The following is a 22,758-nucleotide window of genomic DNA, read 5'->3' on the forward strand; positions in this document are numbered from 1 at the left end:
CTCCCCGTGAAGCCTGTCTCAGGCGCGTGTCGCGACGATCTGCAGGTAGGTGGACGGGATGCGGGCCGTGCCGTCGGTGGCGGTGTTGTAGCGGCCGACCAGAGACACCAGGTCGTCGTAGAGCGGCTTGCCGCCGTCCGGGCCCAGCGCCTCGAACGCCTTCAGGGTCGGACCGTAGTGCTCGCGGAAGTAATCGGCGAAGTGCTCGGGCGTGGCGAACCGGAAGACGAAGTCGTGCCGCTCGGTGCGCAGGTCGCTGACCCGGTCGCCGAAGAGCTCGCGGACGCGTTCCTCGCTGCCCCACTCGACCGGACCGCGGATGCCGGGCGGCGGCGGGACGCGGCGGCCGACGGTCCGGAACATCTCGCCGATGAAGCCGTCCGGCGTCCAGTTGGCCAGGGCGATGGTGCCGCCACGGCGGCAGACGCGGGTCAGTTCGGCCGCCGTGCGCTCCTGATCGGGGGCGAACATCGCGCCGACCACCGACACCACCGCGTCGAAGCGGCCGTCCGGGTAGGGCAGGCTCTCGGCGTCCGCGACCTCGGTGGTCAACGGCAGTCGCTCGGCGTCGGCCCGCTCCCGCGCCCGGGCCAGCAGACCCGGCACGTAGTCGGTGGCCGTCACCCGGCAGCCGCACCGTGCCGCCGCGATCGAGGCGTTGCCGGTGCCGGCCGCGACGTCGAGCACATCGGCTCCGGCCGAGAGGTCGGCCGCCTGGATCGTGTCCTCGGCCATCGGATGGATCAGGGCCGCCACCGCGCCGTAGTCGCCGCTCGCCCAGGTCTTCTGCTGCTTGGCCTTCAGGCCCTCAAGTACCAGTTCGCTCATGTCTTCGACGGTAGAAATCCGGGCTTCCCAGCACATGGGGAGAGCTCCCCATGTTGGCCGCACGCTCCCCCTACAGAAGACCGCGGTCGCGGGCCTCGGCGGCGGCGCGGCCGCGGGACGAGACTCCGAGCTTGGCCAGCACGGCCGAGACGTGGTGGTCGACGGTCTTGGCGGAGACGGTCAGGCGGGCCGCGATGTCGGCGTTGCTCAGCCCCTCGGCGATCAGCCCGAGCACCTCCTGCTGGCGGCCGGTCAGCCCGGTCGGATCGGCGGCGGTGGACGGGCGCGGGCCGCGGGGCACCCGCAGGCCACGTTCCCGCAGATCGGTCCGCAGGCGACGGGCCGGCGCGACCGCGCCCAGGCGGTCGAAGACGCGCAGCGCCTCGGCCGCCGCCGGGGCATCGCCGTGGGCCAGACAGCAGGCGGTCAGGTAGGTGCAGCCGCGCTCCGACCACGCGGCCGCGGCGGCCCGCCAGTCACCGTCGATCACCAGCCGGAACGGCTCCGCCGCGACCGCCGGGGCCGGCGAGCTGTCACCGCAGCGCCACTTCCAGAAGGCCAGCTCGCCGGCGAACCAGGGATGGCCGATCCGCACCGCCACTCTCAGGCCTCGCTCGGCCTCCTGGGCGGCCCGCACCGGATCGCCGGCCAGCCAATACGTCTCGGCCAGCGCGATCGCGGCCGGGCAGACGAACTGGGCCTCCTCCGTCGGGTAGCCGCGTTTCCCGGCATCGTGGGCGTCGTCGAGCGCACCCGGTTCATCGCGCCGGGCCCGCAGCACGGCCCGGACCGCCACGGCCGGCACCAGGCCACCGCCGTGCATCGTCGGGCCAGCCAGCGCCTGCGCGGCGTCGTCAGCCGCGGCCGCCCAGTCGCCACGGGCGAGCAGCAGGCGAGCGCGGTAACCGAGCAGGTGGCGGTGGTAGCCGTCGAGGTCGCGGGCGGCCAGGAACGGGAAGATCCGGTCGAACGTCTGCTCGGCGATGTCGAAGTCGTAGTTGTCGACAGCGTTGCTGCCCAGGTTGACCAGGGCACGGCCGGCGGAGTCGTCGAGCCCGCCCACGGCCACCGCCAGGTCGTGGGCGTGGCGCAGCTCGGCCATGCCGACCGGGTCGCCCCGGTGCAGCCGGGCCGACCCCAGGTTGATCAGCGCGTGCACCTCGGTGTCCCGGTCGTCGAGGGCGCGGGCCAGCTCGAGGGCGCGTTCGCCCCAGGCGATCGCCCGCACGTTGTCGTCGCCGAGCATGAACAGCTGGGACAGGTTGCTGTAGGCGGCGGCCAGCTCGGGACCGGGCGGCTGCGTCTCGAGCACCTCGACCGACCGGAAGCCGTAGTCGCGGGCCTGGCCGGGACGGCCGTTCCACCAGCTCAGGCGGGACATCCAGCGCAGGTCGACGCCGATCGCGACGGGATCGCCGAGCTCGGTGCGCAGGGCCAGCGCGGCCTGGCACGCGTCCAGTGCCTCCGTCAGCCCACCGTGATAGGCGGCTTGCACGTACTCCTCGAGCAGTTCGGCACGCTCGGCCGCGGGGCGGTCGGCGGCCAACGGCAACACCCGGGCGTAGTGGGCCGCCGCCTGTTTGTGGGCGCCGAGGGAGGCGGCGCGGCGCGCGGCGACGGGAGTCAAGCGCAGGGCGGCCACGGTGTCACCGGCGTGGTGGGCGTGGTGCACAAGGCGGGCCGGGTCGACCGAGCCGGCCGCCTCGAGGACGCTCAGGATCTCGGCGTGCAGGGCCTGACGGCGTACGGGGGAAAGACTCTCTTCGACCGCGCGGCGCAGCAGCTCGTGGCGGAACGCGACGCCGTTGCCGCGAGCCGTCAGCACCCCCCGGTCGAGGCACTCGTCGACCTCGGCCAGGCGGTTGCCCAGCAGTTCCAGGCCGGCCCGCGACGGCACGACCGACACCAGATGCGCCACCTCACGGGCGGGCGGCGTCAGCGTGGCCAGACGGCTGAGAACCAGGTCCCGTACGGTCGGCGGCACCCCCTCGGCCGGCGCCGCGAGCACCTCCGTGACCAGTAGCGGGTTGCCACCGGTAACCGCATGGACGTCGGGGGCCCGCCGCCCCGCCCGGCGCGCCAGCTCAGCCACGGCGGCCGCAGTGAGCGGCGGCAGACCCACCCGGCGGATCAACCCCGGCGGCAGCCCGGCCAGAACGGTGCGCAGCCGATGGTCGGGACCCACCTCGTCCTCGCGGTAGGTGATCACCAGCAGGGCCCGGCAGAGTGCGAGCCGCCGGCCCAGGAACGCCACCATGTCGAGCGTCGCCTCGTCGGCCCAGTGCAGATCTTCCAGCACGACCACCGGGCGGGCGGCCTGCGGCGGCCGGTCGAGCGCCTCCAGCAACAGGTCGAAGACCTCGCCGCGAGACCCGTCGCCGATCCGCTCGCGCAGACGCCCGCCCAGCCGCCGGGCGATATCGTGCAGCGGCCCGAGCGCGCGCGGCGTGAGCAGCGGATCGCAGGCGCCCCACAGCATCTGCGCGCGCGGCCCGGCGGCCTCGGCGAACGCGGCGGCCAGGGTGGACTTGCCCGCGCCGGCCTCGCCGCTGACCACGGCGACGCGCCCACCGGCGGCGCAGCCGGTGAGCAGGCTGTCCAGGGCGGCGAGCTCGGCCGAGCGCTCCAGCAGCACCGTCACGCGCTCAGGCTAGACAGGCAGCTCAGCGCCTGCCTAGCGACTATCGGACAGCCTCACTGCCCCCGAAGGGTGAGGTAGCCCCCACGGACCCGGCCGAACTGGTTCATCGTGTGGACCGCATAGCCGAAAGCGCCGCCGGTGGGCTGGTCGGCCCAGGCTCGGCGCAGGCCCAGGTTGCCGGCCAGCGACACCAGCTTGACCAGCGTGACCCGATCGTCGCGGAACTGCGGGGACGGGACCTCGTCATAGGCTGCGGTGAGCGCGATGACGTGCTGGTTGAGACGCTTCTCGGCCGACTCGCGGTCGTTCTCGTACAGATCGTCCAGCGCGAAGAACGTGACCTCGCTGGTCCACAGTCCGACGCCGTGCGTCAGGACGGTCTCGACCGGGATGGCGCCGGGGGCCGACAGGTCGACGGAGTGACTGACGTTGTCACCGATCCTGGTGTCGAGATATTGGACGGTCGCGCCGCCGAAGGCCGCGTCGGCCGTCTGCAGCTCGAGGACGACCCAGTACGTCTCGCCGTACGCGAGGTCGGGCGCGAAGATCCGGATGCCCTCGTCGTCGCGGATCAGGTCGGGTCTGTTGTGGACGCCGAACTCCTTTAGCGACCGGCGGCGGGCGGCGTCGGCCTCCGCCAGCACCGCCGTGCGGCCGGCCGGGTCGGTGATCAGGTCGTGGCCGTACAGGTGCCAGACCGTCGTCTCCTCCGGGATGTCGATCCGGAGCTGGATGTTGATGGCGGCCAGGCTTTCCCGGCGGGTCAGATCTTCGGAGAGGGTGAGTGTGACCTCCTCGGGCTGGGTGACGAACGTCCAGTGACCGCCGCTGATGCCGGCCAGGGCCCGCAGCTCGGGGATCCGGGCGTCGGAGCCGAAGCCGAAGCACGAGAGAGTGACGGTGCCCCGCAGCCGGGCCGCCACATTGGCCCGGATCTTGACCCAGTCGGTCTCGCCCGAGGTCGGGTCGCCGTCCGAGAAGAGGTAGACGCAGTTCACCGTCTTCGACGAGGCGAACCGCTCGATCTCGTTGAGGGCGAAGGCGAGGCCCAGATTCAGGTCGGTGCCACCGCTGGCTGCCATCGAGGCGATCAGGCGGCCGATCTCGTCGGCCGGCAGGTCGGCCTTGCGGGTGGCGCGCAGCAGCGTACGGGCCTGGTCGTTGAAGACGATGATGCCGAGCACGTCGTCGTCGCGCAGGCGCGCGTGCAGCTCGCGGATGGCGACCACGACCTGATCGAGCTTCTCGCCCCACATGGATGCGCTGACGTCCACGGCGAACACGAAGTTGACCGGCAGCGGTTCGCCGGTCTTCGGCCCGTCCGAGGACTGGGCGCCGGCCCGCAGGGCGATCTCGACCAGGTGGGTGGTCTCGGGGTGCGCCTTGAGCGCGCCGCTCACCGCAGCCGTGCCGTGGCTCACGGCCACCGCCGCGCCCGGGGCGGGCGCGGGGATGTGGTCGGTGTTCGAGGCGATGAAGTCGTCGAACCGGATGTGCGTCTGGTCGATCAGGACGCCCTGGTCGATCAGCTCGGCGATGCCCAGCGTGGACCGCGTGCCGAAGGCGTTGTTGCGGCGGATGAACAGCCCGTTGTGCGGCAGCGGCCCGCTGCGCTCCGACGTCGGCGGCCGATGGCCCGGCGCGCCGAAATAGTTGGTCTGCGTGTTGCTGTTGCCCACCTGCACACCCTGCGACTCAACCGTGTCGATATGAAAGCGCGAAGGGAGCGGCAGCGGATCTCCGTCGGCGGCCCACGGGTCCACCGCCGAGAAAGGCTGGTCATGAGCCAGCCAGTCGTTTTCGTAGTATTCGTCCTCCGTCGATCCGCTTGACGGCGGAGCGGCGTCGGCTGTCCGTGACGAACGGGCGTCAAGCCAACCCAACGTCTCATGGGAAAGCAATACGTCCTCGTAGTCGGCATCGCTGGGTGGCGGAGCTGACCCACCGGAGGCGGGCCCCGCGCCGAGACCGCGATCGTTGTCGCGCCGGAACAACCGATCGTCCTGCTTTCTGTCCTGTGCTTCCCGCTCGAACCGGAACGCGCGCGCCTGCTGCCGGCCCCGGTCGACGATGTCGACAAACGACTCGGCAGCGTCGTCGTCCGGCTCGCTGATGACCAGGGCGTCGACGCGGCTCAGCAGGTAGATGAGCTCGCCGGGCCAGCTGCGCCAGACATCGACCGGCACCGGAGTGAGCAGCACCAGGCATCGGAGCCGGCGGACGTCCTCGGCCTCCAGCCTCTCCACCGCGGCCTCGCGCGCCGCGTCGTGATCCAGGTGACCGGCGCCCGGCAGACAGATCGGGACGATCAGCTCGGCGATGACCTCGCGGCCCAGCCGTTCCGCGTACTCACGGCACACCGTCAGCTGCGTGTCGAGGGCAGCGTCGGAATCGCACGGCTGGAGGGCGACGATGATCGCGGTGTTATCGCCGGGCGTGCTCATGGCAACTCTCCTCAGGACCAGTCCGGATCGGGGAACGGGCAGAGCGAGACCACCTCGCTGCGCGAGCGGATGCCTGGTTCCAGCATCCGGTGCCGGCGCAAACAGTCCGTCCAGTTGTCGAGTGCGGGGCTCACCCCGTGGGCGTCCTCGGCCAGCCGCTGCGCGGCCGCCCGGTCGCTGGATTCGTTGGTCAGCACCAGTTGAGTGATCTTGGCGGCGATGCTCGGCAGGTGGCGGGCGTCGCAGCGCAGGGCCCGATCGAGATACTCCGCTTCGACGAAGGCATTGCGCCGCAGGCGGGCCGCCCGTGCCCTCAGCAGCCAGTACTCCGCATCCCTGGCCGTGCTCGGGATGCCTGCCAGCGAACGGTCGGCGCCGTCAGGGTCGCCGTCGCGCAGGCTGCGGCCGGCCGCCGCGAGGTTCCGGTAGGCGACGTCGTCGACAGCCACGAGCCCGAACCGCCGCACGACCTCGCCGATGGGAACGGCATAGAGCACCGTCGAGGCCGCCGGGCGTCCGCCACCGGCCGGGCGGTTCCGCTGGTGCACCTGCTCGCACAGCACACCGAGGACCGTGCGGGCACGCGCATGGGCCCGGACAGCGCTGCCCGAGTAGCCGCCGTAGTCGCCCAGCGGCTGCTCGACGTCGAGTTGCAGCATCGCCACCTCGGCCCCGCCGTCGTTGACGATGATCCGCCCGGTGGCCGTCACGCGCCCGTCGAGCTGCGGGTCGTTGCTCGCCGGACGGCTGGTGACGACCCATCGGTCGTCGACTGCTGCGGCGGCAGACAGCAGCGGCGGCGCCGCCCCGGAAACTGCCAGCACGGCCACATCGAGGCTCGGATCGCTTTCCACAGCCGTCACGGCACATACGTCATCGCCGACCAGAACCTGGATCCGATCGGCCGGCTTGCCCTTGAGAACGTGGTTGGCCGTGATCACCACGCCCGGTGACCACACGAAGGCGCTGCCGGACGGACGGGCGTCCGGCCCGAGCAGGATCGTGGCGTCGGTCATTCGCCTCGCCGGAAGGTCACCGTCACCTCGAAGGTCGCCTCGGCCGAGGCCTTGCTCAGCACGACGCCCGCCTCGGCCACCAGCGCGATGCCGAACGTCGCGGAGACCTCGTCCGGCTCCCAGCCGCCGACCGCGGGCAGGTCCTTGATGCTGGCCGCGATGGCGCTCACCCCGTCGGAGACGGCCTGGCGGACATCGGAGACCCGCTCGCCCAGCCGCTCGGTGAGGCCGTCGCCCCAGCCGATCTCGCGTCCGCTGCGAAGCTCGACCACCTTGACCCGGGTGCTGCCGTCTGCCTCGCTCATGCGCCGCCCTTCTCGAGGCCGTTCCGTGCCGACTGCGTCAACTTACTGGCGCCCCGCGGACCGGCCAACTTGGACTTCCGTCGGAAGGGTGACACGGCCGTCCGGATCAACGACCGTCCGAGCCGTACGGATAGAGGCCCTCGATCGTGACCGGGAGGCGGCCCGGCGCGGGAGCCTCGCCGCGCAGCACCGCCGCCAGCGCGGCCAATGAGGGCGGCTGGTATCCGTACGCGGCTACGAACGTCTTCGCCGAGGGGAAGGAGGCCAGGTCGTACGGGGTGCCGACGGCGGCCACCACGATGGGCTTCCCGGTGGCCAGCAACGCCGCGACCAGTCTGGGTTGGGTCGGATCGGACCACGCGTTGAACGTCGTCACCACAGTGACGTCGGCCTCGCCGGCGGCCGCCACCGCCTGGGCGATCAGCGCGTCGGACGGCGATCCGGTGTAGAGCCTGGTCGCGCCCAGGGCCGTCGCCAGCGTGGTCGTGGTGGTCGCTCCCCAGCCGGTCACCAGCACCTTCTGTCCGGGGCGGAGCGGGAGGGCGGCCGAGCGGAGCGTGGTGATCGACCGCCGGGCGATGCCGGACATCGTGGTCAGGGCGGCCGGCGTGCCGACCGCGGGCGGCTCGGACACGTACGGACGGGTGGTCTTGGTCTTGAGGATGCGGCGCACCGACTGGTCGATGCGACGCTCGCTGAGCTGTCCGGACGCGACGGCGTCGAGCAGGATGCGGATGGCGCCGGGGACGCTGCGGGGCATCAGCAGTTGATCCACCCCGGCCCGGACGGCGCCCAGGATCACTTCCTCATCGGTGTAGTCCTCGAGCGCGGCCGCCTCGAGCGCGTCGGTCACCACGACACCGTTGAAGCCGAGCCGCTCGCGCAGCAGGCCCGTGATGATCGGCTGCGAGAGGCTGGCCGGGGCGCCGCTGGGGTCGAGCGCGGGCGCGACGATGTGGGCGGCCATGATGCTCTGCGCGCCGGCCGCGATGACCGCCCGGAACGGGGGCACGTGGGTCCGGAGGATCTCGGCGCGGCTCTGGTCGGTGACCGCGACGCCGTTGTCGGTGTTGACCGTGGTGTCGCCGAGGCCCGGGAAGTGTTTGGCCGTGGTGCCGATCCCGGCCGCGCGGTATCCACGTTCGGCGGCGGTGCCGAAGGCTGCGACGTGCGCCGTACGGTCGCTGAACGCCCGCACCCCGTCGGCGGCGTTCCGCGGGTTGGTGTTGACGTCGACCACCGGGGCGTGGGTGACGGTGATGCCGAGCGCCCGCAACTCGGCGCCGCTCACCTTGGCCGCGTCATGGGCCGTACGCGGGTCGAAGGTGGCCCCGATGGCCATGTTCCCGGGCGAGATCGCCAGCGGCGCTCCGATCCGGTTGACCGTGCCGCCCTCCTGGTCGGTGCTGATCTGCAGCGGGATGCCGGTGTCGCCCAGCGCCGCGCGCTGCAGCCCGTTGGACAGGCCGGCGATCTGCGGCGGGTTGCTCAGGTTGCCGCTCCAGGTGAAATAGATGACCCCGCCGAGGTGGTAGGTCTCGACGGCCTGGGCGGGCGTGGCCACCCCGGGGCCGAACATCGCCTCGTTGGCGGCCGACGCGCTGGTCGCGCTGTCGCCGTAGACGTACGAGACGATCATCTGCCCGACCTTCTCGGGCAGGCTCATGGCCGCGATGCGCCGGCCGAGCTCGTCGTGGGCCCCGGCCGGGGTGGCGATCGAGGCCACGGTCAGCGCCACCGTCGAACAGAGCGCGAGGATGCGGCGAGTCATGCTCCCATCGAAGCGCGGCTATCCATCCGGGTCAATCCGAAGACGTCCTCGGCCAGGTCGAGGGCCTTGATCCAGGGGAACGGGGCGTCGCTGCCGGGCACCCAGCCGTCGACCGGGCCGAACAGCACACGGACCCCCTCGGCCCGCAGTTCGTCGAGGGAGCGGCGGAACGGGCGGCGGGCCGCCAGCGGCTCGTTGACCGCGGGCACCACGACCGTGGGGACGCCGCGGCCGATCACGTCGGCCATCGAGCTCAGCGGATAGGTGTCGGCGATGCCGTTGGCCAGCTTGTTGATCGTGTTGAAGGTCGCCGGGGCCACGATCATGGCGTCGGCCGGCGGCGAGATGCGGGTGCCGTCGGCCGCGAATTTGTACGTGGTGCGGATCGGCCGCCCGCTGACCCGGGCGACCTCGCTCGGGTCCATGAACTCGAGGGCGTTCTTCGTCGCCGTGACGTCGACCGTCCAGCCGCGCCGGCAGGCCTCCGCGATCAGGTCGAGCACTCCCCCGGCGGCCGATCCGCCGCAGACCACCACCCGTAAATCACCCATGGTCAGGATTCTCCTGGATTGTCGGTGCCCGCCGCAGGTTCTTCTTCGGAACGAGGCGGCGGCGTGGCTGTTGCGTTGTAGGAGCGATAGGTGAGCCAGAGGGCCACCACTGCGGCCACCGCGGCGGCCACACTGGAGAGTTGGTCGGCCCGGGTCGGCCCGAGGGCGGCCACGAAGACGGTGACGGTCAGCAGCACGAGCACGCCGAAGCCGGCGGTGCGCACCCGCGGCGAGGGCGGCCCGATGCCCCGATAGCGCAGGATCATATTGAAGGCGGCCTCGATCAGCACGATCGCGGCCGTGACGAGGATCGGTACCTGCCAGGCGTCGATCTCGACGTCGTTCATCCCAGCGCTCCCTGCAGATCCTCGATGAACCGCTGGGTGAGCGGCTCCCCCTCGTGGAGGTAGCGGCGCATGTGATCGGCGAAGGACTCGGAGAAGTTCGCGTACCGCTTGTGCATCGGGCGCGGGCGGGCCGACTCCATCGCGAGCCGGATGTCGTAGAGGTGCGGAAGCGCCTCGCTCAGGCCGGGGTCGATGTAGGCGCCCAGCCCGGTGGGTGCGAAGCCGTACTTGGCCAGGTGCAGCTGCGAAGAGGCGCTGGTGAGGAAGTGGATCGCCGTCTCGGCCGCCTCCCGGTTCTCGCTGGCGGCCGAGACGGCCAGGCTCTGCCCGCCGATGATGCCGATCGGCAGGCCGCCGATCCGGACCTCCGCGGTCTCCTTCTTGGTCCGCTCGGCGCGGTCGATCGCCGGGTACGACCTCGGCCAGTTGCGCATGTACCGCAGATCGGACCGCTGGAACGTGCGGGTGGTGTAATCCTCGCCGGCCTCGGTGCGCACCCGCTCGGCCTTGATCGCCGCGGCCAGCGGGCCGATCGCCTCGCGCCACTGGCCGAGGCTGAACGAGAGCGTGCCGTCGGCCGTCAGGATCGCCTCGTCCTGGGCCAGCGCGTGCTCGAGGATGTTGATCACGAAGGCCTCGTCGGTCTGCGGGCCGACCGTCCGCAGCTGGCCGACGAAGGTGCCGGGCGAGCGGGCCAGCACATCAGCGAGCTCGGGCTTCTCGTCGGCGACGGCCTTGTCGGTGATCCGGCGGTAGAGCATGCCGACGTCGGTGTTGAACGGCAGCGCCCAGAAGTCGTCGGAATCGGGCCGTGCGCTGAGCCGGCGCACCATGGGCAACAGCTGCAACTCACCGCGCGGGGCGATCGGGACGATGCGGCCGTCCTCGGCGAAGCGCGGGATGTGGATGACGTCGAGGTTGAAGATGTCGGCCTTGGTGCCCAGGAACGTCTCGTACTGGTCGCGGGTCGAGCTGTTGACCTCTTTGAGCTCGATGCGGGCGCCCGGGTTGAGCTCGTTCCACATGGTCACCAGCAGGCGGCGGCCGCCGGTCGGGTCGGCGCCGGAGGCCAGGGTGAGCTGCACCGATTCGCGACGGGTCAGCACGTAGCCGGCGGCGGCGGAGAGGGTGCCCGCCGTGAGCACGCCGGCCAGGAACGACCGTCGTGAGTAGAGCTCCGTCATGCACGCCCTCCGTTTCGCGCCTACTCACCGTACCCGCTTGATCGCCCTTGCGTGATCCCGGTCACTCGCCGACTTTCGCTCAGCGGTCCGACAGGCCCTGACGGGCCGAGGACTTTGGTCCCACCCGGTCGGGCGTGATGGCCCGGGTGCGGACCCCCTCGTCGGAGGACTCTCGGAGGTGAGAGAAAACGACGAAGGAGGCCGAGATGAACACCATCCGCCGGAACACCGTGACCCACCTCGAGACGGCCGAGGCACCCGGCGCCATGATCACCCGGACCGCCGCCAAGGGCCTGGCCGTACTGCGGATCTCGGTGGGGTTCGTCTTCCTCTGGGCCTTCCTGGACAAGACCTTCGGCCTGGGCTACTCGACCCCGTGGGAGCGTGCCTGGATCAACGGCGGCTCGCCCACCAAGGGCTTCCTCTCGGCCGTCGAGGTCGGGCCGTTCCAGGGCTTGTTCCACTCGATCGCCGGTGACGCCTGGACCAACTGGTCCTTCATGCTCGGCATGCTGGCCATCGGCGTCGCGCTGATCGCCGGTGTCGGCCTGCGCCTGGCCGCCGTCGGCACCACGGTCCTGATGGCTCTCATGTGGGCGGCCGAATGGCCCCTCGCAAGCGGCTCGAGCAACCCGGTGGTCGACTACCACGTCATCTACGCGATCGGCGCCGTCGTCCTCGCCCTCACCTACGCCGGGCACACCTGGGGCCTGGGCCGCTGGTGGGCGAAGCTCCCCCTGGTGCAGAAGAACCGCTGGCTCATCTGAACCTGCCCCACAAGCCCTCGGCCGCACCATCGGCCGAGGGCTTCTTTGCGCCGGCTACGCGAAATCGTTGGCGGAGGAATGATCGGTTCGGTCAAGGTGTGGGCATGACTAGCTTCGACGGCATGTGGGCGGCGCCCGGCAGTGATCCTCGGACCTTCGACAGTCCGGTCGGCGAGATGGCCACGATCCGGGAGTATCTGACGAACTATCGGCTCACGCTCGGCCTCAAATGCGAGGACCTGACAGCCGAGCAGTTGGCCACCCGGTCGGTGCCGCCGTCCACGATGAGCCTGCTCGGGCTCGTACGGCACATGGCCCGGGTGGAGCACAACTGGTTCTTCCGGGTGTTGCAGCGTCACCTCGACGTGCCGCGGATCTACTGGTCCCCGGAGGACAACGACCTGGACTTCAACGCCGTGGCCGGTGACCCCGCGGCGGTCGACGAGGCGTTCAAGGACTGGCGGGAGCAGATCACCGCGGCCGACCGATGGCTCGACGACGTCACCGATCTGGGGGCGACATTCGCGCTGCCCGGCGATCGCGGCGGCGAGGCCAGTGTGCGCGACATCCTGATCCACATGGTCGAGGAATACGCCCGCCACTGTGGACACGCCGACCTCCTGCGCGAGTGCATCGACGGTCGTACGGGTCAGTAGGGCGCTTGGTCGCACTTCGTATTGTCGGCCGTATGGAACCGTCGCTCGGCGCCCGGGCCATGCGGGTACTCATTCAGGCGTACGCGGCGGCGGCCGGCCGCAACGGCTCGGCGGTCAGCACGCTGGATGTGGCGGGCTGGATCTCGGCGTACGACGCAAGGCTCTTCGCCGGCGCCGGGTGGAACAACGTGCGGAACTTCGCCATCGCGCCGGCCCGTGTGCCCGATGCGGCGGAGCCCTCGCCCGGACCGTTCCACCCCGCCGTGCCGGACATCCTGCGCGAGGTCGAATGGCGGGCCCGCCGACTGCCGTGGGCCGCCGGCCGGCCGGACTGGACACCGGCCGTCCGCGTCGTCATCACGGGCGCGCTGGAAACGGCTCAAGTTCCCTTCGCGGGGCCGCCTCATCTGATGCGCGCGATGCTGGATCTGCCGCACTGCGCGGGAACAAGCTTCGTCTTCCCGTACGAGAAAGGGCGTGCCGAGGCGCGCCTCACCGTGGGCCCCGCCCTGCGCCGCTCCGACGAGCCTCATCCCGACCTCGACCACGTGCGCCTGATGGTCTCCCCCGGCCGGCGGCCCCTCCGGGGGAAACTGCTCATGCGGATGCTGCGGCTCGCCCGCGTCAGCCCGCTGCTCACCGAGACGGTGACCGAGGCCAGGCGCCAGGCCGTACGCCTGGGTCACGACGTGATCGGTCCGGGCCACCTGATGCTGGCGCTGCTGACCTTCGACGACATCCTGACTGCGGCCGGCACCCCCATTTCTGACGCACACAACTGCGGCGCCTTCCTGCTGCGCGCCCACGGCATCGGGACAACCGATCTGAGGTACGGCCTTCCGTTGCGCGACCCCACGGCGGAAGAACTGGCCGGCCAGCTGGAACGCTTGAAGCCCGGCGACCCCTTCGACGAGACGGCCGGCATCCTGGCCCGCGCCGACGAGATCTCGCTGGCCCACCACCATCCCGACACCGGCACCAGCCACCTGCTGCTGGCCCTGCTCGACTCCGAGGCCGCCCCACTCGCCGGCGACGCGACCGCCCTACGCGAACGGGTCGCAGAAGACCTCCGCATGGTCCCCGCCGCCTGGCACTGAAGGCCGGCCGGAACAGTTGTACGACCTTGCCGACGGCTGACTAGCTCGGCGAAGCGACCGACTGAGCCTGGTCGACAGTCAACGGCACCTGCGCGATCGTCCGCCCGTCCGGATCGGTGAACTCCACTTCGTACGCCACGTTCGGCCTTTCGAAGACATGGACCACTGCGCCGACAGCTCCTGCCTTCAAGCCTTCACCGGGCAAGTCGACCAGCAGTCGAACAGTGTCGTAGAGCTCCACGTCGCCTCCATCACGGGAAGGAAACAGTCACCAGTGGTGACCGCGGCCGGCTGGTCACGGTGGCACCCGGTCAGTGCTTCCGCCCATACGGCCGAAGCTAGCAACCCGCATCCACGGACGTTGATCATCTGTCGGCTGGTTGACTGCTCCTGCCGAGCTTCTGCCACAGGAATTCCAGGATCAGCGACCACATCGTGGCGGCCTGCTCGTTGTCGGCGGCGCCACCGTGGCCACCCTCCACGTTTTCGTAGTAGAAAACCTCGTGGCCCTCTTCGCGCAGCCGTGCCGTCATTTTGCGGGCGTGGGCCGGGTGGACCCGGTCGTCGCGGGTCGAGGTCAGGAAGAACGCCGGCGGGTATCGGCGGTCGGGCCGGATGTTGTGGTAGGGCGAGAATTCGCGGAGGTAGGCCCAGTCGGCCGGCACGTCGGGGTCGCCGTATTCGGCTGTCCAGGATCGGCCGGCGAGCAGTTTCGAGTAGCGGCGCATGTCGAGAATGGGCACTCGCGCGACCACCGCGCCGAACAGCTCGGGGTATCGGGTCAGCATGACGCCCATCAGCAGGCCGCCGTTGCTGCCGCCCATGATGCCGAGCTGGGACGGGGTGGTGATTCCCCTGGTTACCAGGTCGGCGGCGACGGCTGCGAAGTCCTCGAAGGCCCGGACGCGATTCTGCCGCAGGGCCGCCCGGTGCCATTCGGGGCCGTATTCGCCGCCGCCGCGGATGTTCGCGACCACGTAGGTGCCGCCCCGGGCGAGCCATCCGCGGCCGAGGATTCCGCTGTAGCTCGGCAGCAACGGGACCTCGAATCCGCCGTACCCGTCGAGAAGGGCGGGGCCGCCCTCGGCGCCGCCCACCACGAAGTACGGGACGCGGGTGCCGTCGGCCGAAACGGCGAAGAACTGGCGTACGTCCATGCCTTCGGCGGTGAAGAACGACGGCTCCTGCTTCAGCACCTCGGCTTCCAGGCTCAGCGTGGCCGGTCGCAGGAAACCCTCGGACGAGATGAGGTACGAGTCGTTGTTGTCGGGGTCGGTGTCGACGATCCAGGTCTGGTCGAATTCGGCGGCGTCGCCGATCGGTTCGCGCCGCCAGTCCGGGGTGCCGGGAGTGAGGACGTGCACCTGGGTCCGGACGTCGGTCATGGTGACGAGCAACAGATGGTTCCGCGTCCACGAGTACGACCGGAGGAATGTCCGCTCGTCGGGCCGGAACAGCACAGTGAATTCCCGTTCGCCGTCGAGGAAACGGTCGAATCCGGTGGCCAGCAGGGCGCCGGCCGGGAAGCCCAGCCACGGCGACCGCAGGCGGACCAGCAGCCAGTCCCGGTGCACGTCGGCCCGGGCGTCGTCCGGGATCTCGATGCGCACGAGGGCCCCCGCGGGCGTACGAAGGAATTGCTCGCTGTGATAGAAGTCGATGAATCGGCCCGCGAAGTCGCGTTCGAATCCGGGCGTCGGATCGTGCCTTACCAGCACCGAGACGTCGTCGGCGTGCCCTTCGAAAACAAGCTCGGCCGCGGCGAGTGGGGTGCCACGCCGCCACCTTTTGGCGACCCGCGGATACCCCGAGGAAGTCAGTGAACCGGGCCCGAAGTCGGTGCCGACAAAGATGTGGTCGGCGTCGATCCACCCGACGTAGGTCTTGGCCTCGGGCACGACGAACCCGTCCTCGACGAATACCCGCCGCACGAGGTCGAATTCACGCACCACCGTGGCGTCGGCGCCCCCTCGGGAAAGCTCGATCAGGCAGCGGTCGTAGCCCGGCCGCAGCACCTCCACGCCGGCCCAGGTCCAGTTCTCGCCCTCGGCCCGGTTCAGCTCGTCGACGTCGAGCAGCACATCCCACTCCGGCTCGTCCCGCCGGAACTGCTCCGGGGTCGTACGCCGCCACAATCCGCGCGGATGGTCGGCGTCGCGCCAGAAGTCGTAGTAGAAACCGTCGCCGCGCCAGCCCGGATAGGGAATTCGGCCCTTGCTGTCGAGCACTTCCCGGAGGGCGTCCCGCGTATCGCCGATGGTCAGCCCGGCCAGTGTTTCCGCATTGCGTTCGCCGACCCAGCTCAGCGCCTCGGGCGATTCGAGGTCTTCCAGCCACAGATAAGGGTCGTCCGGGTCCGCCACCGCTCGACCATCGCACCTTCCGATGCCGGTTGCCAACCACGCCGGGCGGTAGCCTTGCCGTCCATGCAGCCCGCCACGAAGCGCGGAGCGGGGCCTGCTTTCCGGCCCGGTCGAGCATGTGGCGGCGACCCGCGACCGGCGGCCGCTGCGCTTCACCGCGGCCGGCGACGGCGCGCGCGAACAGGCGTACCACGTGCAGTGGATGCCGGCCGAGCTGACCGAGCAGCAGCGGGAGAGGCTGACCACCCGCCAGAACGAGCCGCCGGACCTGGTGGTGGTGCAACCTCTGAGGGCGTTCACCTGCGCCCGCTGCAGGCGCACCGACGCCGACATGCTGATGACCGAGGACGCCGGGGCGATCTGCCTGGCCTGCGCTGACCTCGACCACCTGGTGTTCCTGCCGGCCGGCGACGCCGCGCTGACCCGGCGCGCCCGGCAGGCCAGCCGGCTGTCGGCGGTCGTGGTGCGGTTCAGCCGGTCCCGCCGGCGGCACGAGCGGCAGGGGCTGCTCGTCGAGCGGGCCGCGATCGAGCAGGCCGAGCAGCAGTGCCTGTCCGACGAGGAGGCCCGGGCCCGCCGACGCGAACGCGACCGGCAACGGCGGGAGGTCGCGGACGAGTCATTCCAGCAGGAACTGGCCGGGCACATCGTCCGGATGTTCCCCGGCTGCCCACCGGAACGGGCGGCCGAGATCAGCCGGCACACGGGCGAGCGCGGCAGCGGCCGGGTCGGTCGTAGTGCCGCCGGCCGCGCGCTGGATCCGGACGCCGTGCTGCGGGCGGTGGTCGCCTCGGTGCGGCACGAGGACACCCCGTACGACGAAATGCTGATGGACGGCGTCCCCCGCGACGAGGCCCGGGAACGCATCCGCGGCGACATCGACCGGGTCCTCGCAGCGTGGCGGCGGGGTGGTGCCAGCCCCACCGGCGGCTCGGGTCCCAGCACTCCTGACCCGGCGGGCTGACGCGAGCAGGCTGATTCCTGACGGTAAGGCATACCGACAGGGAGACTTCTCATGCAGCGACGGACCCTTCTCACCGGTACGGCCCTGGGCGTGGCCGGCGCCGCGCTGGGCCTCACGCGCCCTGCCGAGGCCGGAGCCGAGCTAGTCGCCGTCCTCGGCGTGACCGTGATCGACGCGTCCGGTGGCGCCCGGCGCGGTCAGACCGTACTCGTCCAGGGTCAGCGCATCCTCGACGCCGGTCCGGCCCGGCGGGTGGCCGTGCCGCAAGGTGCGACGATCATCGACGGCGTCGGAAAGTTTCTGATCCCGGGCCTGGCCGATATGCACACCCACGCCGTGGGCATCGACGACACCGACCCCGAGCTGTACGTGCTCAACGGCGTCACGACCACGCGGCAGATGTCCGGCGGCCCGCTGGCTCGCAGCTGGCAGCAGCAGATCGCCGCCGGAGCGCGGCTCGGCCCGCAATGGTCGATCGGCAGCCGGATCATCGACGGCTCGCCCTCGTTGTGGGACGGGCTCGACGGGGACGGGTCGGTGCATCTCGCCGTCGCGAACCCGGCCGAGGCCCGGGCGGCCGTGCGGCAGGAGCACGCCGCCGGCGCCGAGTTCATCAAGACGTACACGCGCCTGACCCGCGATTCGTTCCTGGCGGTGGCCGCCGAATGCCGGCGGCTCGGCCTGCCGTTCCTCGGTCACGTGCCCGACTTCGTCCAGCTCACCGAGGCCAGCGACCGGGGCCTGCGCACGGTCGAGCACCTGTTCGAGGTCTGGTACGACACCTCGTCCGAGGAGGACAGGCTGCGCGCCGCCGTCGCCGCGGTGCCGGTCGGCTCCGGTGAGTACAACGGCTGGTTCAACCGCATGCACCCGATCGAGTACGCCGCGGCCCGCACCTACGACCGGCGCAAGGCCGACAAGGTCTTCCGCCGCGTCGCCCGCAACGGCACGTACTTCACGCCGACGCTCGTGTTGCACGAGACGAACGACCAACCCGAGCGCATCGACCGCCACGACCCGCGCCACCGGTACTTCAGTGCTGACATGATCGGCTACTGGGACTGGGCCCTGGACAATCTGTACCTCCCCGGCCGCACGCCGGCGCAGGTCGTGCAGTCGAAGGAGCTCTTCCGCCGCCGTCTGGCCCTGACCGCCGACCTGGCCGCGGCCGGCGTGCCCCTGCTGGCCGGCACCGACCTGGGGACCACCTATCTCATGCCCGGCTTCAGCCTGCACGACGAGCTGCACCAGCTCGTACGGGCCGGTCTGGAGCCCCTGCAGGCCCTGGGCGCCGCGACCCTCAATCCGGCCCGCTACCTCGGCCGACGCGACGCCGGCGTCATCACCCGGGGCGCCGTGGCCGATCTCGTCCTGCTGGATGCCGACCCGCTGCACGACATTCGGAACACCACGAGGATCAACAGCGTTTTCGTACGCGGTGAATTGATCAACCCTGCCCGGCGACACCGCATGCTGGCCGAGCTCGAGGCCCGCGCCCAGCAGCCGAAGCCGCCGGCCGCCGCCCCGGTAGTTTTCCGGGGTTGCCCCTGCTGAGCCGGCACCCAAGGCACGTTTCTGCTCGCCGGTGTTGTCACCGGGCGCCCTGTCCCACGACCGTCGCGACCGTCTCAAGATCGGCGGTGCGGTATAACTGCCTGATGCGCCAGGCCCGTCCGCATCCGGCGCGGACCGTGACTCTGGCGTTCCTCGGTGCGATCACTGTCGGCACCGCGCTCCTGCTGCTGCCCGTCTCGCGCGCCGGGCCGGAGTCGCCACCGCTGCTGACCGCGTTCTTCACGGCGACCTCGGCCGTCACCACGTCCGGGATGTCGACGGTCGACACTGCCACCTACTGGTCCGGCTTCGGTCACGTGCTGCTGGCCGTGCTGACCCAGGCCGGCGGCTTCGGCATCACCACCATCGCTACGCTGGCCGGTCTGCTCGTGTCGCAGCGGCTGGGGCTGCGCGGCCGGATGATGACCGGCGCCGAGACGAACCCCGGGCTGGCCCACGGCGACGTCCGGGCGGTGCTGGTTCTCGCGGCCCTCGTCATGTTCATCAGCGAAGCCGTGATCGCCGCGATCTTCACCACCCGGCTGTGGCTGGCCTACGACGTGCCGCTGGGCCGGGCCGCCACCGAAGGGGTGTTCAACGCGATCCAGGCGTTCAACAACTGCGGCTTCTCGCTGCGCAGCGACGGCCTGACCAGCTTCGCCGGCGACTGGTGGGTCTGCCTGCCGCTGACGCTCGGCGTGATAGTCGGCGGCATCGGCGTGCCCGTGCTCCACGAGATCCTCCGTGAGGCGCGGCGACCGGCTGCGTGGTCGACCCACACCCGGCTCACCGTCGGCGGCACACTGGTGCTGCTCGTCGTGGGGTTCGCGGCGGTGCTGGGCCTCGAGTGGGGCAACGAGGACACACTGGGACCGCTCAGCGTCCCGGGAAAGATCCTGGCCGCCTTCGTCCAGGGCACGATCCCCCGCTCGGGCGGCTTCAACACGGTCGACTACGGCGCCATGAACGAGGACACGTCGGCGATCATCGTCGGCCTGATGTTCATCGGGGGCGGCAGCGCCAGCACCGCGGGCGGGATCAAGGTCACCACGTTCTTCCTGCTCGCGTACGTCATCTGGACCGAGGTGCGGGGCGAGCGCGACGTGGTGGTCGGTCGCCGCCGCATCGCCGAGACCACCCAGCGCCAGGCGACGACGGTCGCGCTGCTCGGCGTGGCCACGGTCGCCACCGGCACCCTCGTGCTGCTCGCCATCACCACCGGCATCCCGTTCGACCGGGCCCTGTTCGAGGTCATGTCGGCGTTCAGCACCTCCGGCCTCACCACCGGGCTCACCGCCGAGCTGTCCGCGCCCGGCCAGCTGATCCTGAGTGCGATGATGTTCATCGGCCGCGTCGGGACGGTCGCCGTCGCGTCCGCCCTGGCCCTCAACACCCGCCACCGGCAATACCGGTACCCCGAGGAGCGACCCATCGTTGGCTGACAACGGCATCGCCAGGGACGAGAACGTCGCCGTCATCGGTCTGGGCCGGTTCGGCGGGCAGGTGGCCGACTCGCTGCTGCAGCTGGGGCACGAGGTGCTCGGCGTCGACGAGAACGACCGCCTGGTGCAGCAGTGGTCCGACAAGCTCACCCACGTCGTGCAGGCCGACGCCACCGACGAGGACGCGCTGCTCCAGGTCGGGATCAAGGAGTTCGCGCGGGCCGTCGTCGGCATCGGCAGCGACATCGAGGCCAGCGTGCTGACCGTTCTCACCCTGAGCGAATTAGGCGTACGGGATATCTGGGCCAAAGCGGTGTCGGCCAAGCACGGCCGCATTCTGCGCTCGGTCGGCGCCCACCATGTCATCTATCCCGAGGCCACCATGGGCGAGCGCGTGGCTCACCTGATCGCCAGCCGCATGCTCGACTTCATGGAGTTCGACGACGGATTCGCCATCGCCAAGACCCGGGCCCCCCGCCACTCCGCCGGCCGCACCCTGGCCGACCTGGCGCTGCGCACCAAGCACGGCATCACCGTCGTCGGCATCAAGACCCACGGAGCCGACTTCGAGTACGCGTCCCCCGACACCGTGGTGCCCGAACACGCCGAACTGGTCGTAGCCGGCCGCACCGAGCAGATTCAGCGCTTCGCCGCTACTACTTAGCCCTGTTGCAGAATCCGGATCGCGTTGCCCGACGGGTCCCGTACGCCCATGTCGGTGCCGTAGAAATGCTTGGTGGGCTCCTGGGTGAAATCGGTGACGCCGCGGGCTTTGAGGGTCTCGTACAAAGCCTGTACGTCGTCGGTGACGAGAACCAGACCGCCCAGGGCGCCCTTCGTGATCAGCGCGCGCAGCTGCTCGGCCGTTGCCTCGTCGTGCAGCGGCGGCCCCGGCTCCTCGAGCGAGATCTCGGTGCCACCGCCCGCGACGCGCACAGTCAGCCAGCGGTACGAGCCCTGCTGAACGTCGTTGCCCTTCTCGAGCCCGAGCTTCCCGACGTAGAAATCCAGCGCCTCCTCCTTGTCGAGCACATAGATGGAGGCGACGTTCACTTTCGCAATCATGGCCATGGTCGTCAGGCTAGTGAGACCGCGGCGACGCCGGCTTCTCCGGAACTGCTGAGTTCCGCCGCGGCCGGGTGTGGGCCATCTGAACGCAGTGCGGCGCCACCAGCGGCCCGTGCCCGCGCCGATAACCCGACGGGCTCTCCCCCACGATCGCGCGGAACGTCCGGCTGAAGGTCCCGAGACTGCCGAAGCCGACCTCGGAGCAGATACCGGTGACGCTGCGCCCGGTCTCCCGCAACAGGAACATCGACCGCTCGATCCGCCGCCGTTGCAGGTACCGATGAGGCGTCTCGCCGAACGCATCCCGGAAGCACCGGCTGAAATGCGCCGGCGAGAGGTGCGCCACCGCCGCGATGGCCCCGACGTCGAGCGGGCGGGCATATCCCCGGTCGATGGCGTCCCGGGCCCGGAGCAGCCGCCGGTTCAGTTGCTCGACCGCACGCCCCACCACGCCATGCTAATGGTTCCGCGGCGGTAGGGTCGTGACTCAGCCGATCTGGGCCGCAGTCGGTCACGGCGTCGCTCGACGAGCTGCCGCGGCGCACCGTACTCCAGCGCGCGATCGTCGATCATCTGCGGGCCGGCCGCCATTGGCACTGGCGGCGCGGCACCTTTCCGGCCTAGCTACGTCCCGCCGGTTGACTGACGGTCGTACGTAGCGAGTTCACCGCGTCGGACAGGAGCTCGCGCAAGGCGCGCTTCTCGTCCGGAAGCGTCCATTTCTGGAACGCCACCTGCTGCGCGACCATGGCCGCGCCGGCGGCGAGAAACGCGGTTTCCGGGTCACAACCGCGCGCGTTGAGCGCGGCTGCGATGGCCTCGGTGAGCACGGCGTTCTTGCTGAGTTCGCGCTCCTGCAGCTCCGGGTTGGCGGCGAGGACCGCGTGGCGGCGCGCCACCGCGGCACGGCGATCCTCGAACAGCCTGTCGGCCGCCACTCCCAAGGCGCGCACGACAGCGTCGAGGGGCAGCAGGGTGTCGTCGCCGGCGGCGATCTCCCGGAGGATCTCCTGCTGGAGCTCTGAGCTCAGCCCGAACAGCACCTCGCGCTTGTCGGCGAAGTGGTTGAAGAACGTTCGCTGAGTGAGCCCGGCCCGCTGCGCGATCTCGGCCACCGTCGTCCGCTCGAACCCCTGCTCGCCGAAGAGCTCCAAGGCGGCGGCCTGCAGGCGGTCGACTGCGTCCGGTTTCCATCGCGGCATTCCCCGAGCCTAGCGATTGCAGTTTGTGCAGTCATCGGGCTAGGGTGACTGCACAAGCTGCAATCACTACTTCGGGAGGCCTCCTCATGGTCGCTGTATCGATCGTCGGCCCCGGCCAGGGCGAACTCTTCAGCAACGGACCGGCGCAGATCCGGATCCTCGAGGACGGGAGCAACACCGAACACCGCCTGGGGATCGGCGAGATCGTCGTTCCGCCACACACCGCCGGCCCTCCGCAGCACCGGCACGCCCAGCACGACGAAGGCTTCTATGTGCTGAAGGGCACCGTGCGGTTCACCATCGGGACGGACGACTACGACGCCGGCCCCGGCACGTGGGTCACGGTTCCGCCGGGCGCACCGCACACCTTCGCCAACCCGGGCGACGAGCCGTTGGTCCTGCTGACCACCTTCACGCCGGATCTGTACGTGCACTACTTCCGCGACGTCAAAGCATTGCTCGAATCCGGGCAGCCGATGTCGCGCGAGACCCTGGCGCCGATCTGGAAGCACTACGCCACCGAGCCATCCACCGAATTCGCGAAGTGACCCCTCGCCG

General features: G+C 70.7%; 22 protein-coding genes and 1 pseudogene. 9 read left to right on the forward strand and 14 right to left on the reverse strand.

The features are described 5' to 3' along the window. Positions 1 to 18: 18 nt before the first annotated feature. The 9 genes from KXC43_RS13570 to KXC43_RS13610 all read right to left on the reverse strand — a co-directional run bounded on the left by KXC43_RS13570 (position 19) and on the right by KXC43_RS13610 (position 11,087). Positions 19 to 828 (reverse strand): class I SAM-dependent methyltransferase, encoded by an 810-nt coding sequence (locus KXC43_RS13570; protein WP_221376391.1) that lies wholly within the window; start codon positions 826 to 828, stop codon positions 19 to 21. Positions 829 to 898: 70 nt separating this feature from the next. Then, on the reverse strand, positions 899 to 3,469 hold the full coding sequence (locus KXC43_RS13575) for an ATP-binding protein (protein WP_221376392.1): 2,571 nt from the start codon (positions 3,467 to 3,469) through the stop codon (positions 899 to 901). Positions 3,470 to 3,522: 53 nt separating this feature from the next. Then, positions 3,523 to 5,913: a VWA domain-containing protein gene (locus tag KXC43_RS13580; protein WP_221376393.1), complete on the reverse strand. Its 2,391-nt coding sequence runs from the start codon at positions 5,911 to 5,913 to the stop codon at positions 3,523 to 3,525. Between the two features lie 11 nt (positions 5,914 to 5,924). Next, the gene (locus KXC43_RS13585) at positions 5,925 to 6,929 is read right to left on the reverse strand and encodes a S1 family peptidase (RefSeq protein WP_221376394.1); all 1,005 of its coding nucleotides are present in this window, start codon (positions 6,927 to 6,929) and stop codon (positions 5,925 to 5,927) included. Next, positions 6,926 to 7,234 carry a CU044_2847 family protein gene (locus KXC43_RS13590; RefSeq protein ID WP_221376395.1) on the reverse strand — a complete coding sequence of 103 codons (309 nt, stop codon included), beginning with the start codon at positions 7,232 to 7,234 and terminating at the stop codon, positions 6,926 to 6,928. The genes KXC43_RS13585 and KXC43_RS13590 overlap by 4 nt, the downstream gene beginning before the upstream one ends. 106 nt (positions 7,235 to 7,340) lie before the next feature. Then, positions 7,341 to 9,005 carry a glycoside hydrolase family 3 protein gene (locus tag KXC43_RS13595; protein WP_221376396.1) on the reverse strand — a complete coding sequence of 555 codons (1,665 nt, stop codon included), beginning with the start codon at positions 9,003 to 9,005 and terminating at the stop codon, positions 7,341 to 7,343. Continuing rightward, positions 9,002 to 9,556: a flavoprotein gene (locus KXC43_RS13600; RefSeq protein ID WP_221376397.1), complete on the reverse strand. Its 555-nt coding sequence runs from the start codon at positions 9,554 to 9,556 to the stop codon at positions 9,002 to 9,004. Before KXC43_RS13600 ends, KXC43_RS13595 begins: the two co-directional genes overlap by 4 nt. A 2-nt stretch (positions 9,557 to 9,558) precedes the next feature. After that, positions 9,559 to 9,903: a hypothetical protein gene (locus KXC43_RS13605; RefSeq protein ID WP_221376398.1), complete on the reverse strand. Its 345-nt coding sequence runs from the start codon at positions 9,901 to 9,903 to the stop codon at positions 9,559 to 9,561. After that, positions 9,900 to 11,087, reverse strand: a complete 1,188-nt coding sequence (locus tag KXC43_RS13610) for an extracellular solute-binding protein (protein WP_255644026.1) — start codon at positions 11,085 to 11,087, stop codon at positions 9,900 to 9,902. The genes KXC43_RS13605 and KXC43_RS13610 overlap by 4 nt, the downstream gene beginning before the upstream one ends. A 206-nt stretch (positions 11,088 to 11,293) precedes the next feature. On the opposite strand from KXC43_RS13610, the gene KXC43_RS13615 reads away from it, so the two are divergent. The 3 genes from KXC43_RS13615 (at position 11,294) to KXC43_RS13625 (ending at position 13,607) form a co-directional block, all read left to right on the forward strand. Next, a complete protein-coding gene (locus KXC43_RS13615; RefSeq protein WP_221376399.1) occupies positions 11,294 to 11,854 on the forward strand; it encodes a DoxX family protein in 561 nt (186 codons plus the stop codon). A 104-nt stretch (positions 11,855 to 11,958) separates the two neighbouring features. Further along, positions 11,959 to 12,510, forward strand: a complete 552-nt coding sequence (locus tag KXC43_RS13620) for a DinB family protein (RefSeq protein WP_221376400.1) — start codon at positions 11,959 to 11,961, stop codon at positions 12,508 to 12,510. A 32-nt stretch (positions 12,511 to 12,542) separates the two neighbouring features. Next, positions 12,543 to 13,607: a Clp protease N-terminal domain-containing protein gene (locus KXC43_RS13625; RefSeq protein ID WP_221376401.1), complete on the forward strand. Its 1,065-nt coding sequence runs from the start codon at positions 12,543 to 12,545 to the stop codon at positions 13,605 to 13,607. A gap of 40 nt (positions 13,608 to 13,647) precedes the next feature. Here the strand turns inward: KXC43_RS13625 and KXC43_RS13630 are convergent, their stop codons facing one another. After that, the gene (locus KXC43_RS13630; protein WP_221376402.1) at positions 13,648 to 13,848 is read right to left on the reverse strand and encodes a DUF4926 domain-containing protein; all 201 of its coding nucleotides are present in this window, start codon (positions 13,846 to 13,848) and stop codon (positions 13,648 to 13,650) included. A gap of 124 nt (positions 13,849 to 13,972) precedes the next feature. After that, positions 13,973 to 15,970, reverse strand: coding sequence for a prolyl oligopeptidase family serine peptidase (locus tag KXC43_RS13635; protein ID WP_221376403.1), 1,998 nt, complete (start codon positions 15,968 to 15,970; stop codon positions 13,973 to 13,975). 118 nt (positions 15,971 to 16,088) lie between these two features. Here KXC43_RS13635 and KXC43_RS52685 point away from each other — a divergent pair, with 118 nt between their 5' ends. From KXC43_RS52685 to KXC43_RS13655, 4 genes are all read left to right on the forward strand, one after another. Next, positions 16,089 to 16,934: a DUF2293 domain-containing protein gene (locus tag KXC43_RS52685; RefSeq protein ID WP_308129070.1), complete on the forward strand. Its 846-nt coding sequence runs from the start codon at positions 16,089 to 16,091 to the stop codon at positions 16,932 to 16,934. 51 nt (positions 16,935 to 16,985) lie between these two features. After that, positions 16,986 to 18,488, forward strand: coding sequence for an amidohydrolase family protein (locus KXC43_RS13645; protein ID WP_221376404.1), 1,503 nt, complete (start codon positions 16,986 to 16,988; stop codon positions 18,486 to 18,488). 104 nt (positions 18,489 to 18,592) lie between these two features. Then, entirely contained in the window at positions 18,593 to 19,930 is a 1,338-nt protein-coding gene (locus KXC43_RS13650) for a TrkH family potassium uptake protein (RefSeq protein WP_221376405.1), read from the forward strand. Continuing rightward, positions 19,923 to 20,594, forward strand: a complete 672-nt coding sequence (locus KXC43_RS13655) for a potassium channel family protein (RefSeq protein WP_255644028.1) — start codon at positions 19,923 to 19,925, stop codon at positions 20,592 to 20,594. The genes KXC43_RS13650 and KXC43_RS13655 overlap by 8 nt, the downstream gene beginning before the upstream one ends. Here KXC43_RS13655 and KXC43_RS13660 read toward each other — a convergent pair. Together KXC43_RS13660 and KXC43_RS13665 are read right to left on the reverse strand one after the other, a co-directional pair. Beyond that, the gene (locus KXC43_RS13660) at positions 20,591 to 21,001 is read right to left on the reverse strand and encodes a VOC family protein (RefSeq protein ID WP_308129071.1); all 411 of its coding nucleotides are present in this window, start codon (positions 20,999 to 21,001) and stop codon (positions 20,591 to 20,593) included. The genes KXC43_RS13655 and KXC43_RS13660 overlap by 4 nt on opposite strands. A gap of 10 nt (positions 21,002 to 21,011) precedes the next feature. Continuing rightward, complete coding sequence (locus KXC43_RS13665) at positions 21,012 to 21,446, reverse strand: helix-turn-helix domain-containing protein (RefSeq protein ID WP_221376406.1); 435 nt, start codon at positions 21,444 to 21,446, stop codon at positions 21,012 to 21,014. Between the two features lie 74 nt (positions 21,447 to 21,520). Here KXC43_RS13665 and KXC43_RS13670 point away from each other — a divergent pair. Beyond that, positions 21,521 to 21,622, forward strand: a pseudogene (locus tag KXC43_RS13670) (acyltransferase domain-containing protein); the annotation flags it as partial. On the opposite strand, the gene KXC43_RS13675 reads toward KXC43_RS13670, so the two are convergent. Beyond that, on the reverse strand, positions 21,619 to 22,200 hold the full coding sequence (locus KXC43_RS13675; protein WP_221376407.1) for a TetR/AcrR family transcriptional regulator: 582 nt from the start codon (positions 22,198 to 22,200) through the stop codon (positions 21,619 to 21,621). The pseudogene KXC43_RS13670 and the gene KXC43_RS13675 sit on opposite strands and share 4 nt — an antisense overlap. Before the next feature lie 86 nt (positions 22,201 to 22,286). On the opposite strand from KXC43_RS13675, the gene KXC43_RS13680 reads away from it, so the two are divergent. After that, positions 22,287 to 22,748 (forward strand): cupin domain-containing protein, encoded by a 462-nt coding sequence (locus tag KXC43_RS13680; protein WP_221376408.1) that lies wholly within the window; start codon positions 22,287 to 22,289, stop codon positions 22,746 to 22,748. Positions 22,749 to 22,758 lie beyond the last annotated feature (10 nt).

Source organism: Paractinoplanes polyasparticus, assembly GCF_019710575.1.
Taxonomy (GTDB): Bacteria; Actinomycetota; Actinomycetes; order Mycobacteriales; family Micromonosporaceae; genus Actinoplanes; species Actinoplanes polyasparticus.